We start from the raw sequence: 12,266 nt of genomic DNA, 5'->3' as shown, positions 1-12,266 counted from the left end.
TTTGCGCTTATGAAAAAGAATATAAATTTACGCAGCCTGGCCGCCCAGGCTATCGAACAAGTTGTTGAAAAAGGGCAGTCTTTAAGCAACGTACTGCCCCCTCTACAGCAGAAAGTCAGCGATAAAGATAAAGCGCTACTGCAGGAGTTGTGCTTTGGTGTACTACGTACTCTAAGCCAGCTGGAGTGGCTTATCAGCAAGCTGATGGCGCGTCCGATGACCGGCAAACAGCGCACCGTGCACTTTCTGATCATGGTTGGTCTCTATCAGTTACTCTACACCCGCATTCCACCACACGCCGCGCTGGCGGAAACGGTAGAAGGCGCGGTGGCCATTAAACGCCCGCAGCTTAAAGGGCTAATCAACGGCGTGCTACGCCAGTTCCAGCGCCAGCAGGAAGCGTTGTTAGCCGAATTTGCTGAGCATGAAAACCGCTATCTTCATCCCAAATGGCTGCTGAAACGCCTGCAGCAGGCCTGGCCGCAGCAGTGGCAGGAGATCGTCGAGGCGAACAACCAGCGCCCGCCGATGTGGCTGCGCGTTAACCGCAACCATCATTCCCGGGATGAGTGGCTTGCCCTGCTTAACGAGACCGGTTTAGAGGGCTTTACCCACCCTGATTATCCGGACGCCGTACGCCTGGCCACCCCTGCTCCGGTCCACGCGTTACCAGGCTTTGCCGAAGGCTGGGTGACCGTCCAGGATGCCTCGGCTCAGGGCTGTATGCGCTACCTGCAACCGGAAAATGGCGAACGCATTCTCGATCTCTGCGCGGCGCCGGGCGGGAAGACGACGCATATTCTGGAAGTCGCTCCCCAGGCTCAGGTTATGGCGGTGGATATTGATGAACAGCGTCTGTCCCGCGTCTATGACAACCTGAAGCGTCTGGGTGTAAAAGCGGAAGTAAAACAGGGCGATGGCCGCTTCCCTGAGCAGTGGTGTGGCAATGAGCAGTTCGATCGTATTCTGCTGGATGCTCCCTGCTCCGCAACCGGCGTTATTCGCCGCCATCCGGATATCAAATGGCTGCGCCGGGATCGGGATATCGCCGAGTTAGCCCAGCTGCAGGCCGAGATCCTCAATGCCACCTGGACGCACCTGAAGCCTGGCGGCACGCTGGTTTACGCAACCTGTTCTATTCTGCCGGAAGAGAACAGTCAGCAAATTGCCGCCTTCCTCGCGCGAACCCCGGATGCAGAACTTCACGCCACCGGCACGCCGGCGAGCCCCGGGCAGCAAAATCTGCCGGGCGTGGAAGAAGGTGATGGCTTCTTTTACGCTAAGCTAATCAAACGTCGGAACTAATGGGTCACTGCAGATGAAGATTATTATTCTGGGCGCCGGCCAGGTCGGCGGCACGCTGGCGGAAAACCTCGTCGGCGAGAACAATGATATTACGCTGGTTGATACCAATGGCGACCGTCTGCGCAGCCTGCAGGATAAGTTCGACCTGCGTGTCGTCCAGGGGCATGGCTCTCACCCTCGCGTACTGCGTGAGGCGGGGGCCGATGATGCCGATATGCTGGTAGCGGTCACTAGTTCGGACGAAACCAACATGGTGGCCTGCCAGGTCGCTTACTCATTGTTCAATACGCCAAACCGCATAGCGCGTATTCGTGCGCCTGATTACGTTCGTGATGCGGAAAAGCTCTTCAACTCTGAAGCGGTACCCATCGATCACTTAATCGCTCCGGAACAACTGGTCATCGACAACATCCACCGTCTGATCGAATATCCCGGCGCGCTGCAGGTCGTGAACTTCGCAGAAGGAAAAGTCAGTCTCGCGGTAGTAAAAGCCTATTATGGTGGCCCGCTGGTGGGGAATGCCTTATCCACTATGCGGGAGCATATGCCGCATATCGATACGCGCGTGGCCGCCATTTTCCGCCACGATCGCCCCATCCGCCCGCAGGGCTCGACGATTGTCGAGGCCGGAGATGAAGTCTTCTTTATTGCCGCCTCGCAGCATATTCGCGCGGTCATGAGCGAACTGCAGCGACTGGAAAAGCCGTATAAGCGTATTATGCTGGTCGGCGGGGGCAATATTGGCGCGGGTCTGGCCCATAAGCTGGAAAAAGATTACAGCGTTAAGCTTATCGAACGTAATCAGCAGCGAGCCGCTGAGCTAGCGGAAAAGCTGCAGCATACTATCGTCTTCTACGGGGATGCATCGGACCAGGAGCTGTTGGCTGAAGAGCATATTGACCAAGTGGACCTGTTTATTGCCGTCACTAACGACGACGAAGCCAATATTATGTCGGCTATGTTGGCCAAGCGAATGGGCGCGAAAAAAGTGATGGTGCTAATCCAGCGCAGAGCCTACGTGGATCTGGTCCAGGGTAGCGTCATCGATATTGCGATTTCGCCTCAGCAGGCCACAATTTCCGCACTCCTCAGCCATGTCCGTAAAGCCGATATTGTCGGCGTCTCCTCCTTGCGCCGCGGCGTTGCAGAAGCGATTGAGGCAGTCGCGCACGGCGATGAAAGCACCTCCCGGGTAGTCGGGCGTTCGATCGATGAGATCAAACTTCCACCGGGCACGATCATCGGCGCCGTCGTGCGGGGCAATGACGTGATGATCGCCAATAATAATCTACGGATCGAGCAGGGCGACCATGTGATCATGTTTTTGACCGATAAGAAGTTTATTTCCGATGTCGAAAGGCTGTTCCAGCCAAGTCCTTTCTTCCTGTAATTCCCAGGGCGCCGAACAGGCGCCTTTTTATTATCCCTTATTATTCAAAGGTTAATATTTTGCGGGAACTATCTGCTGGGAATGGCAAATGAAAATACATTTGTTAAACTTACAACGTCAGCTGGCACAAGGAGAATAAAATGAGTTTTTTAAAAGAGTTTCGCGAATTCGCGATGCGCGGGAACGTTGTCGATTTGGCAGTGGGTGTGATCATCGGTGCAGCATTCGGTAAAATTGTTTCATCACTGGTCGCGGATATTATTATGCCGCCACTCGGCCTGTTGATTGGCGGGATCGATTTTAAACAGTTTGCCGTCACGCTACGTGATGCCCAGGGCGATGTCCCGGCTGTGGTGATGCATTATGGGGTATTCATTCAGAACGTTTTCGATTTCATCATCGTCGCGTTTGCCATCTTCATGGCGATTAAATTGATGAATAAGTTAAATCGTAAGAAAGAAGAGGCTCCGGCGGCACCGCCAGCTCCCTCTAAAGAAGAAGTTCTGCTGAGCGAAATTCGCGATCTGCTGAAAGAACAAAACAACCGTTCTTAATCAGCAGAGAAAGCAGAAGGCCAGTGGTAAAAAAGCGATTCGCTTGCTTGCCACTGGCCTCCCGATCAACCCTTCCTGCATGTTTATCTTTACGTTGATAGCTTCCTTTCCCTTTCTTGTTTTTCTCTACGCGCTGCCTGAATAACGGATCGTGGAGAAGTGCCTCAATGGCGTTATCTTTAATTTGTCCTTTAGTATGCTGATAGCGACTCATAGTTACTCCGGTATATGTATAAACTCGGCGCGAGTGTAGATCCGCGCGTTTAAAAAATCAACGTCCGCCATTGCCGTTGCTGGCCCCTTGTTCAAGGGCCTCAAGGATAGAACAGTAAACGCTGCTGTGGGCAGTGCCGCAACAGGCATCGTTGAGCCGCTGCAGAGAGCGGCGCATCGTCTGTAGCTCTTTAATCCGCGCCTCGACTTCACTTAATCGCGCCTGAACGATCCCTTTCGACTCCTGACAGGTATGATGCTCCGGATCGATGCGGATCGACAATAATTCGCGGATCGCTTCCAGGGTGAAACCCAGTTGTCGGGCATAACGAATAAAGCGCAGCCGTTGAAGATCGTTATCCGAGTACAGACGAAATCCTCCCTCGGTGCGTATGTCATGATCCATCATCTGCTGCTTTTCATAGTAGCGGATGGTATCAGGCGTCACGTCAGCCAGTTTTGCCAATTCACCAATACGATACATATTTACTCCTGATTTATTTTTTGCAGCAACGCATCGGCGTACTCACCGCGTAAAAAGTCGGTGTTCAGACCTGCCTGACGTAACTTCAGCTCGAGCAGGGCAAGGCGTTTGCTAAGTTCGGCATGACGCGGATCGTCCTGACGGACGCCGTTCAGTAAGTCTGCCAGAGCCAACGCTTCTTTGCGTTGCTCCAGTTCCGGAGGAAGACATCCTGCATTTTTCAGAAGGCGATAGCCTGCCCGCAACTCCGCCGGCACATGTGAATCGTCATCGAGAGTCAGCGGTTCTCCGCTGCCGGGTAAATTATCGAACTCACCTTTGGTTTGGGCATCGAGGATATGACGTTCCGCCCACTGATCCAGCAACCACATTCTACGGCTCCAGGGGATGAACAAAAAGAGTACAGATAGTGTAGTGAAATGGGGATGAGGTAGATATAAAAAAACCCGCCTGGGCGGGTTTTTTTACGTTACTACAGATTACTCTGCAGCAGCTTCTGCTTTCGGCTCAGCACGATCAACCAGCTCGATGTATGCCATCGGCGCGTTGTCGCCTGCACGGAAGCCACACTTCAGAATGCGAGTGTAACCACCGGCGCGGCTCGCGAAACGCGGGCCCAGCTCGTTAAACAGTTTTGCCACGATCTCGTTATCACGAGTGCGGGCGAATGCCAGACGACGATTAGCAACGCTATCAGTCTTGGCAAGAGTAATCAGCGGCTCAACTACGCGACGCAGTTCTTTCGCTTTCGGCAGGGTCGTCTTGATGATTTCATGACGAACCAGCGAACCTGCCATGTTACGGAACATAGCCTGGCGATGGCTGCTGTTGCGGTTCAGTTGACGACCACTCTTACGATGGCGCATGACCTTATCCTTCTCAGTAAAACCTTAACCTGTGATCCGGTTACTCGTCAGCAATGCTTGCTGGTGGCCAGTTTTCCAGGCGCATGCCCAGAGACAGTCCACGGGAAGCCAGCACGTCTTTAATCTCAGTAAGAGATTTTTTACCCAGGTTCGGCGTTTTCAGCAACTCAACCTCGGTACGCTGTACCAGATCACCGATATAGTGGATAGCTTCTGCCTTGAGGCAGTTAGCAGAGCGGACAGTCAATTCCAGATCGTCAACAGGGCGCAGCAGGATCGGATCGAATTCTGGTTTCTCTTCTTTCACTTCTGGCTGACGTACATCACGTAGGTCAACAAAAGCTTCCAGTTGTTCAGCCAGGATGGTTGCCGCACGACGAATCGCCTCTTCAGGATCGATTGTGCCGTTGGTTTCCATTTCGATGACCAGCTTGTCCAGGTCGGTACGCTGTTCTACACGCGCAGCTTCAACATTGTAGGCAATACGCTCTACAGGGCTGTAGCAGGCGTCGACCAGCAGACGGCCGATTGGGCGCTCATCTTCTTCCGAATGAATTCGGGCAGAAGCCGGCACATAACCGCGACCGCGCTGAACTTTGATACGCATGCTAATAGCAGCGTTCTCATCAGTCAGGTGGCAAATCACGTGCTGCGGCTTGACGATTTCGACATCACCGTCGTGGGTAATGTCGGCTGCGGTCACAGGGCCAATGCCAGATTTATTCAAAGTAAGGATGACTTCATCTTTACCCTGAACTCTCACCGCCAGCCCTTTCAGGTTGAGCAGGATTTCAAGGATGTCTTCCTGAACGCCTTCTTTGGTGCTGTACTCGTGCAGTACACCATCAATCTCAACCTCGGTCACCGCGCAACCCGGCATCGATGAGAGCAGAATACGGCGCAGTGCGTTACCCAGAGTATGGCCGAAGCCACGCTCTAAAGGCTCAAGGGTCACCTTGGCGTGCGTCGAACTCACTTGCTCGATATCGACCAGGCGCGGTTTTAGAAACTCTGTCACAGAACCCTGCATTGTGTCCTCTCTTTGGTACTAAGCTTTACTTGGAGTAAAGCTCGACGATCAGGTGTTCGTTAATGTCCGCAGACAGATCAGAACGCTCCGGCTGACGCTTGAACGTACCTTCCATCTTGCCAGCATCAACTTCCAGCCAGGTTGGCTTTTCACGCTGCTCAGCCAGCTCCAGAGCGGCTTTCACGCGAGATTGCTTTTTCGCTTTCTCACGAATGCTGACAACGTCATTCGCTTTAACCTGATAAGAAGCGATGTTAACAACACGACCGTTTACCATAATCGCTTTGTGGCTAACCAGCTGGCGTGCTTCAGCACGAGTGGCGCCGAAGCCCATACGGTATACAACGTTGTCCAGACGACCTTCCAGCAGAGCCAACAGGTTTTCACCGGTGTTGCCTTTCAGACGTGCTGCTTCTTTATAGTAGTTACGGAACTGACGCTCCAGCACACCGTACATACGGCGAACTTTTTGCTTTTCACGCAACTGCACACCATAGTCAGACAGACGCGGCTTACGCGCACCGTGCTGGCCAGGAGCTTGTTCAATTTTACACTTGGTATCGATCGCGCGAACGCCAGACTTAAGGAATAAGTCGGTGCCCTCACGACGGCTCAGCTTGAGCTTAGGACCCAAATATCTTGCCATTTTCTTTCTCCAACTAACCTGGAAAACGCAGCGTTATACGCGACGTTTTTTCGGCGGACGACAACCGTTATGAGGGATCGGAGTCACATCAGTAATATTAGTGATGCGGAAACCAGCGGCGTTCAGTGCACGAATGGTAGATTCGCGACCCGGACCCGGACCTTTGACCATAACTTCCAGATTCTTGATGCCGTATTCTTTTACGGCTTCTGCGCAACGCTCTGCTGCAACCTGAGCTGCGAACGGAGTGGATTTGCGAGAACCACGGAAACCGGAACCACCGGCTGTTGCCCAACCCAGTGCGTTACCCTGACGATCAGTGATGGTAACGATGGTGTTGTTAAAAGAAGCATGGATATGAGCCACGCCGTCAGAGACTTGTTTTCTTACACGCTTACGTGCACGAATTGGTGCCTTTGCCATTATTCAATCACCCCGATTATTTCTTGATCGGTTTACGCGGACCCTTACGGGTACGTGCGTTGGTCTTGGTACGCTGACCGCGAACCGGGAGACCACGACGATGACGCAAACCACGGTAGCAACCAAGGTCCATCAGACGCTTGATGCTCAGGGTGATTTCACGGCGCAGATCACCTTCAACGACAAATTTACCTACTGCTTCACGCAGAATATCAATTTGTTCTTCAGACAGCTCACTGATCTTAACATTTTCAGCGATGCCCGTTTCAGCGCAGATGGCTTTAGAACGGGTTTTGCCGATACCGAAAATAGCGGTTAAAGCGATAACGGTATGTTTGTGATCAGGAATGTTAATGCCTGCTATACGGGCCACTATGCACTCCTACTATTTAATATGTACGCACCATGCTGAAAAGCCCGTTTTCAGGATACTCAAATGGAAACGTACAGACATACAAAAGATTGGCTGGCTAATCTAGCCAGCTCAATCCAACTTTGCAAGAAAAATATGCGAAAAAATCAGCCTTGGCGCTGTTTATGCTTCGGCTCGGCACTGCAAATCACACGGATGACACCATCACGCTTAACGATTTTGCAGTTACGGCATAATTTCTTGACGGAAGCACGAACTTTCATTTTTACTCTCCGTAACTTCTCGGGCGACCAGTTTTAACGGCCGTAGCCTTTCAGGTTCGCCTTCTTCAATGCAGACTCATACTGACTGGACATCATCAGAGTTTGCACTTGAGCCATAAAGTCCATAATCACGACAACAACGATAAGCAGCGAGGTCCCACCGAAGTAGAACGGCACTTTCATCGCGTCACGCATGAACTCCGGGATCAGGCAGATAAAAGTAATGTACAACGCACCAACCAGAGTCAGGCGAGTCATCACTTTATCGATATACTTCGCCGTTTGCTCTCCCGGACGAATTCCTGGTACAAATGCACCGGACTTCTTCAGGTTATCTGCTGTTTCACGCGGGTTGAAAACCAACGCCGTGTAGAAGAAACAGAAGAAGATGATTGCAGACGCATAGAGTAACACATAAAGCGGTTGCCCAGGCTGCAAATACAGCGAAATTGTTGTCAGCCAGTTCCAACCAGTACCACCCCCGAACCATGACGTGATGGTTGCCGGGAACAGTATAATACTGGAAGCGAAGATTGCCGGGATTACCCCCGCCATATTCACTTTCAGCGGTAAATGTGTGCTCTGTGCAGCATAGACACGACGACCCTGTTGACGTTTCGCGTAGTTTACCACAATGCGGCGTTGACCACGCTCAACGAATACAACAAAGAAGGTCACTGCAAATACTAATACTGCAACCAACAGCAACAGGAGGAAGTGCAGGTCGCCTTGACGCGCTTGCTCGATAGTATGGGCGATGGCCGGCGGGAGTCCCGCAACGATACCGGCGAAGATAATGATCGAGATACCGTTACCGATACCACGTTCAGTGATCTGTTCGCCGAGCCACATCAGGAACATAGTCCCTGTGACCAGACTGACAACAGCGGTGAAATAGAATGCAAAGCCTGGATTAATCACCAGGCCTTGCATACCAGGCATATTCGGCAGACCGGTAGCAATACCGATCGACTGGAATATCGCCAGCACCAGAGTACCGTAGCGGGTGTACTGGCTGATCTTACGACGACCAGACTCCCCTTCTTTCTTCAGTTCCGCCAGCGGTTGATAAACCACCGTCAGCAGCTGCACGATGATCGATGCCGAAATGTACGGCATAATCCCCAGCGCAAAGATAGAAGCACGGCTGAGAGCACCACCAGAGAACATGTTGAACATTTCAATGATGGTGCCTCGCTGTTGCTCAAGCAGTTTGGCAAGTACAGCGGCATCAATACCAGGGATCGGAATAAAAGAGCCAATACGGAACACTATCAGCGCACCGACCACAAACAGAAGTCTGCGTTTCAGTTCGCCAAGGCCACCTTTGGCACTTTGAAAATCTAATCCCGGTTGTTTAGCCATCTGCTACTTATTCCTCAATTTTACCGCCAGCAGCTTCGATAGCAGCACGAGCACCTTTAGTCACACGCAGGCCACGAACAGTTACCGGACGAGTTACCTCACCAGACAGGATCACTTTCGCGAACTCGATCTGGACACCGATAATGTTAGCCGCTTTCAGCGCGTTCAGGTCTACTACATCGCCTTCTACGTGAGCCAGATCGGAGAGACGGATCTCTGCGGTGATCATCGCTTTACGAGAAGTGAAGCCGAATTTCGGCAGACGACGGTACAGAGGCATCTGACCACCCTCGAAACCGCGACGTACGCCACCGCCAGAACGAGATTTCTGACCTTTGTGACCACGACCACCGGTTTTACCGAGGCCAGAACCGATACCACGACCCAGGCGTTTACCCGCCTTTTTGGAGCCTTCGGCCGGAGACAGAGTATTTAAACGCATCTCTTACTCCTCAACTTTAACCATGAAGGAAACCGCGTTGACCATACCACGAACAGCAGGAGTATCCTCGCGCTCTACGGTGTGACCAATACGACGCAGACCCAGGCCAAGCAGCGTTGCCTTGTGTTTCGGCAGACGACCGATTGCACTGCGGGTTTGAGTAATTTTAATAGTCTTTGCCATGGTTTATTTCCCCAGAATTTCTTCAACGGATTTACCACGCTTGGCAGCGACCATATCCGGGGACTTCATGTTTTCCAGACCGTCGATAGTTGCACGAACCACGTTAATCGGGTTAGTGGAACCATACGCTTTAGCCAGAACGTTACGAACCCCAGCGACTTCCAGAACGGCGCGCATTGCACCACCGGCGATGATACCGGTACCTTCGGAAGCCGGCTGCATGAATACACGAGAACCCGTGTGAGTACCCTTAACCGGGTGCTGCAGGGTGCCGTGGTTCAGCGCGACGTTAATCATATTGCGACGGGCTTTTTCCATCGCTTTCTGGATCGCTGCTGGAACTTCACGCGCTTTACCGTAACCAAAACCAACGCGACCGTTACCATCGCCTACTACAGTCAGAGCTGTGAAGGAGAAAATACGACCACCTTTAACGGTTTTAGATACGCGGTTTACCGCGATCAGCTTTTCCTGCAGTTCGCCAGCTTGTTTTTCGATGTGAGCCATCTTACACCTCTACCTTAGAACTGAAGGCCAGCTTCACGGGCAGCATCTGCCAGTGCCTGGACACGACCATGATATTGGAACCCGGAACGGTCAAAGGAAACATCTTTGATGCCTTTTTCCAGAGCGCGTTCAGCGACAGCTTTACCCACAGCTGCTGCAGCGTCTTTGTTACCGGTGTACTTCAGTTGTTCAGCGATAGCTTTTTCTACAGTAGAAGCAGCTACCAGAACTTCAGAACCATTCGGTGCAATTACCTGTGCGTAAATGTGACGCGGGGTACGATGTACCACCAGGCGAGTTGCGCCCAGCTCCTGGAGCTTGCGGCGTGCGCGGGTCGCACGACGGATACGAGCAGATTTCTTATCCATAGTGTTACCTTACTTCTTCTTAGCCTCTTTGGTACGCACGACTTCGTCGGCGTAACGAACACCCTTGCCTTTGTAAGGCTCAGGACGACGGTAGGCGCGCAGATCTGCTGCAACCTGGCCGATCACCTGCTTATCAGCGCCTTTCAGCACGATTTCAGTCTGAGTCGGACATTCTGCAGTGATACCCGCAGGCAGCTGATGATCAACCGGGTGAGAGAAACCTAAAGCCAGGTTTACTACATTCCCTTTGACCGCTGCACGATAACCTACACCAACCAGCTGCAGCTTCTTAGTGAAGCCTTCGGTAACACCGATAACCATTGAGTTCAGCAGGGCACGCGCGGTACCAGCCTGAGCCCAACCGTCTGCGTAACCATCACGCGGACTGAAGGTCAGTGCATTATCTGCATGTTTAACTTCAACAGCATCGTTGAGAGTACGAGTCAGCTCGCCGTTTTTACCTTTGATCGTAATAACCTGACCGTTGATTTTTACATCAACGCCGGCAGGAACAACGACCGGTGCTTTAGCAACACGAGACATTTTTTCCTCCGATTAGGCTACGTAGCAGATAATTTCGCCACCAAGACCAGCCTGGCGCGCTGCACGATCAGTCATAACACCTTTAGAGGTAGAAACAACTGCGATACCCAGACCGGCCATAACTTTCGGCAGCTCATCTTTTTTCTTATAGATGCGCAGACCTGGGCGGCTGACACGCTGAATGCTTTCTACAACAGCTTTGCCCTGGAAATACTTGAGAGTAAGTTCCAGTTCAGGCTTGGTGTCGCCTTCAACTTTAAAATCTTCGATAAAACCTTCTTCCTTCAGCACGTTGGCGATTGCCACTTTCAGCTTGGAGGAAGGCATGGTGACCGCAGCTTTGTTCGCGGCCTGACCGTTACGGATACGGGTCAGCATATCCGCGATCGGATCTTGCATGCTCATCTGTCTTTACTCCCGTGATTCAATTGGTGACAATTACCAGCTAGCCTTTTTCAGACCCGGGATTTCACCGCGCATAGCGGCTTCACGGACCTTAATACGGCTCAACCCGAACTTCCGCAGGAAACCATGCGGACGACCTGTTTGACGGCAGCGGTTACGCTGACGAGACGGGCTGGAATCACGCGGCAGAGTCTGCAGCTTGAGAACGGCATTCCAACGATCTTCGTCGGTTGCGTTCACATCAGAGATGATAGCTTTCAGTTCAGCGCGTTTAGCGAAGAATTTATCAGCTAAAGCCACGCGCTTTACTTCGCGTGCTTTCATTGATTGCTTAGCCATTAAGTAACCCTACCTTACTTGCGGAACGGGAAGTCAAAGGCAGCCAGCAGAGCACGGCCTTCTTCGTCAGATTTCGCAGTAGTGGTAATGGTAATATCCAAACCACGAACGCGGTCGACTTTATCGTAGTCGATTTCTGGGAAGATGATCTGCTCACGGACACCCATGCTGTAGTTGCCACGACCGTCGAAAGACTTAGCGGACAGGCCGCGGAAGTCACGAATACGCGGTACAGCAATAGTGATCAGGCGCTCAAAGAACTCCCACATGCGTTCGCCACGCAGAGTTACTTTACAGCCGATCGGATAGCCCTGACGGATTTTGAAGCCTGCAACTGATTTGCGTGCTTTGGTGATCAGCGGTTTTTGACCGGAGATTGCTGCCAGGTCAGCTGCTGCGTTATCCAGCAGTTTCTTGTCAGCGATCGCTTCACCAACACCCATGTTCAGGGTGATCTTCTCGACCCGAGGGACTTGCATGACAGAATTGTAGTTAAACTCAGTCATGAGTTTCTTAACTACTTCGTCTTTGTAGTAATCATGCAGTTTCGCCATCGTACTACTCCAA

At 52.0% G+C, this 12,266-nt stretch carries 21 protein-coding genes; 3 read left to right on the top strand and 18 right to left on the bottom strand.

All coding sequences use genetic code 11. The features are described 5' to 3' along the window. Nucleotides 1-9 precede the first annotated feature (9 nt). The 3 genes from rsmB to mscL all read left to right on the top strand — a co-directional run bounded on the left by rsmB (nt 10) and on the right by mscL (nt 3,249). Nucleotides 10-1,305, top strand: coding sequence for a 16S rRNA (cytosine(967)-C(5))-methyltransferase RsmB (gene rsmB / locus LPQ25_RS02165; RefSeq protein WP_014906852.1), 1,296 nt, complete (start codon nt 10-12; stop codon nt 1,303-1,305). Nucleotides 1,306-1,318: 13 nt separating this feature from the next. Further along, nucleotides 1,319-2,695, top strand: a complete 1,377-nt coding sequence (gene trkA / locus LPQ25_RS02160) for a Trk system potassium transporter TrkA (protein ID WP_002919153.1) — start codon at nt 1,319-1,321, stop codon at nt 2,693-2,695. 140 nt (nt 2,696-2,835) lie between these two features. Then, nucleotides 2,836-3,249: a large-conductance mechanosensitive channel protein MscL gene (mscL, locus tag LPQ25_RS02155; RefSeq protein WP_004145325.1), complete on the top strand. Its 414-nt coding sequence runs from the start codon at nt 2,836-2,838 to the stop codon at nt 3,247-3,249. On the opposite strand, the gene LPQ25_RS02150 is transcribed toward mscL, so the two are convergent. From LPQ25_RS02150 to rplE, 18 genes are all read right to left on the bottom strand, one after another. Then, entirely contained in the window at nt 3,185-3,463 is a 279-nt protein-coding gene (locus LPQ25_RS02150) for an alternative ribosome-rescue factor A (protein ID WP_004188380.1), read from the bottom strand. The two genes, mscL and LPQ25_RS02150, sit on opposite strands and share 65 nt — an antisense overlap. A 57-nt stretch (nt 3,464-3,520) precedes the next feature. Continuing rightward, the gene (gene zntR, locus LPQ25_RS02145) at nt 3,521-3,946 is read right to left on the bottom strand and encodes a Zn(2+)-responsive transcriptional regulator (RefSeq protein ID WP_004185894.1); all 426 of its coding nucleotides are present in this window, start codon (nt 3,944-3,946) and stop codon (nt 3,521-3,523) included. 2 nt (nt 3,947-3,948) lie between these two features. Beyond that, nucleotides 3,949-4,317: a DnaJ family domain-containing protein gene (locus LPQ25_RS02140; RefSeq protein WP_002919204.1), complete on the bottom strand. Its 369-nt coding sequence runs from the start codon at nt 4,315-4,317 to the stop codon at nt 3,949-3,951. Nucleotides 4,318-4,425: 108 nt separating this feature from the next. After that, nucleotides 4,426-4,812, bottom strand: a complete 387-nt coding sequence (rplQ, locus tag LPQ25_RS02135) for a 50S ribosomal protein L17 (RefSeq protein WP_002919206.1) — start codon at nt 4,810-4,812, stop codon at nt 4,426-4,428. Nucleotides 4,813-4,852: 40 nt separating this feature from the next. Continuing rightward, on the bottom strand, nt 4,853-5,842 hold the full coding sequence (locus tag LPQ25_RS02130) for a DNA-directed RNA polymerase subunit alpha (protein WP_002919219.1): 990 nt from the start codon (nt 5,840-5,842) through the stop codon (nt 4,853-4,855). Nucleotides 5,843-5,867: 25 nt separating this feature from the next. Next, nucleotides 5,868-6,488 carry a 30S ribosomal protein S4 gene (gene rpsD, locus LPQ25_RS02125; RefSeq protein ID WP_002919224.1) on the bottom strand — a complete coding sequence of 207 codons (621 nt, stop codon included), beginning with the start codon at nt 6,486-6,488 and terminating at the stop codon, nt 5,868-5,870. 33 nt (nt 6,489-6,521) lie between these two features. Further along, entirely contained in the window at nt 6,522-6,911 is a 390-nt protein-coding gene (gene rpsK, locus LPQ25_RS02120; protein ID WP_002919257.1) for a 30S ribosomal protein S11, read from the bottom strand. A 16-nt stretch (nt 6,912-6,927) separates the two neighbouring features. Next, nucleotides 6,928-7,284: a 30S ribosomal protein S13 gene (gene rpsM / locus LPQ25_RS02115; RefSeq protein ID WP_002919259.1), complete on the bottom strand. Its 357-nt coding sequence runs from the start codon at nt 7,282-7,284 to the stop codon at nt 6,928-6,930. A gap of 146 nt (nt 7,285-7,430) precedes the next feature. Continuing rightward, on the bottom strand, nt 7,431-7,547 hold the full coding sequence (rpmJ, locus tag LPQ25_RS02110) for a 50S ribosomal protein L36 (protein WP_000868187.1): 117 nt from the start codon (nt 7,545-7,547) through the stop codon (nt 7,431-7,433). 33 nt (nt 7,548-7,580) lie between these two features. Then, the gene (gene secY, locus LPQ25_RS02105; RefSeq protein ID WP_002919515.1) at nt 7,581-8,912 is read right to left on the bottom strand and encodes a preprotein translocase subunit SecY; all 1,332 of its coding nucleotides are present in this window, start codon (nt 8,910-8,912) and stop codon (nt 7,581-7,583) included. A 7-nt stretch (nt 8,913-8,919) separates the two neighbouring features. Further along, nucleotides 8,920-9,354: a 50S ribosomal protein L15 gene (gene rplO, locus LPQ25_RS02100; protein WP_002919516.1), complete on the bottom strand. Its 435-nt coding sequence runs from the start codon at nt 9,352-9,354 to the stop codon at nt 8,920-8,922. 3 nt (nt 9,355-9,357) lie between these two features. Continuing rightward, nucleotides 9,358-9,537 carry a 50S ribosomal protein L30 gene (gene rpmD, locus LPQ25_RS02095; protein ID WP_001140434.1) on the bottom strand — a complete coding sequence of 60 codons (180 nt, stop codon included), beginning with the start codon at nt 9,535-9,537 and terminating at the stop codon, nt 9,358-9,360. Between the two features lie 3 nt (nt 9,538-9,540). Beyond that, nucleotides 9,541-10,044: a 30S ribosomal protein S5 gene (gene rpsE, locus LPQ25_RS02090; RefSeq protein ID WP_002919545.1), complete on the bottom strand. Its 504-nt coding sequence runs from the start codon at nt 10,042-10,044 to the stop codon at nt 9,541-9,543. 14 nt (nt 10,045-10,058) lie between these two features. After that, nucleotides 10,059-10,412, bottom strand: a complete 354-nt coding sequence (gene rplR, locus LPQ25_RS02085; protein ID WP_000358960.1) for a 50S ribosomal protein L18 — start codon at nt 10,410-10,412, stop codon at nt 10,059-10,061. Nucleotides 10,413-10,421: 9 nt separating this feature from the next. Then, nucleotides 10,422-10,955 (bottom strand): 50S ribosomal protein L6, encoded by a 534-nt coding sequence (rplF, locus tag LPQ25_RS02080; protein WP_014906851.1) that lies wholly within the window; start codon nt 10,953-10,955, stop codon nt 10,422-10,424. Nucleotides 10,956-10,967: 12 nt separating this feature from the next. After that, nucleotides 10,968-11,360, bottom strand: coding sequence for a 30S ribosomal protein S8 (rpsH, locus tag LPQ25_RS02075; protein WP_002919665.1), 393 nt, complete (start codon nt 11,358-11,360; stop codon nt 10,968-10,970). A gap of 33 nt (nt 11,361-11,393) precedes the next feature. Then, nucleotides 11,394-11,699: a 30S ribosomal protein S14 gene (gene rpsN, locus LPQ25_RS02070; protein ID WP_002919667.1), complete on the bottom strand. Its 306-nt coding sequence runs from the start codon at nt 11,697-11,699 to the stop codon at nt 11,394-11,396. A gap of 14 nt (nt 11,700-11,713) precedes the next feature. Continuing rightward, nucleotides 11,714-12,253 (bottom strand): 50S ribosomal protein L5, encoded by a 540-nt coding sequence (gene rplE / locus LPQ25_RS02065; RefSeq protein WP_001096200.1) that lies wholly within the window; start codon nt 12,251-12,253, stop codon nt 11,714-11,716. Between the last annotated feature and the right edge of the window lie 13 nt (nt 12,254-12,266).

The sequence above is a fragment of the Klebsiella sp. KPN54798 genome, assembly GCF_021184225.1.
In the GTDB taxonomy this organism is placed as follows: domain Bacteria; phylum Pseudomonadota; class Gammaproteobacteria; order Enterobacterales; family Enterobacteriaceae; genus Klebsiella; species Klebsiella pneumoniae.
The sequence above is the reverse complement of the archived record's forward strand: the minus strand, read 5'-3'. Positions and strand labels throughout refer to the sequence as shown.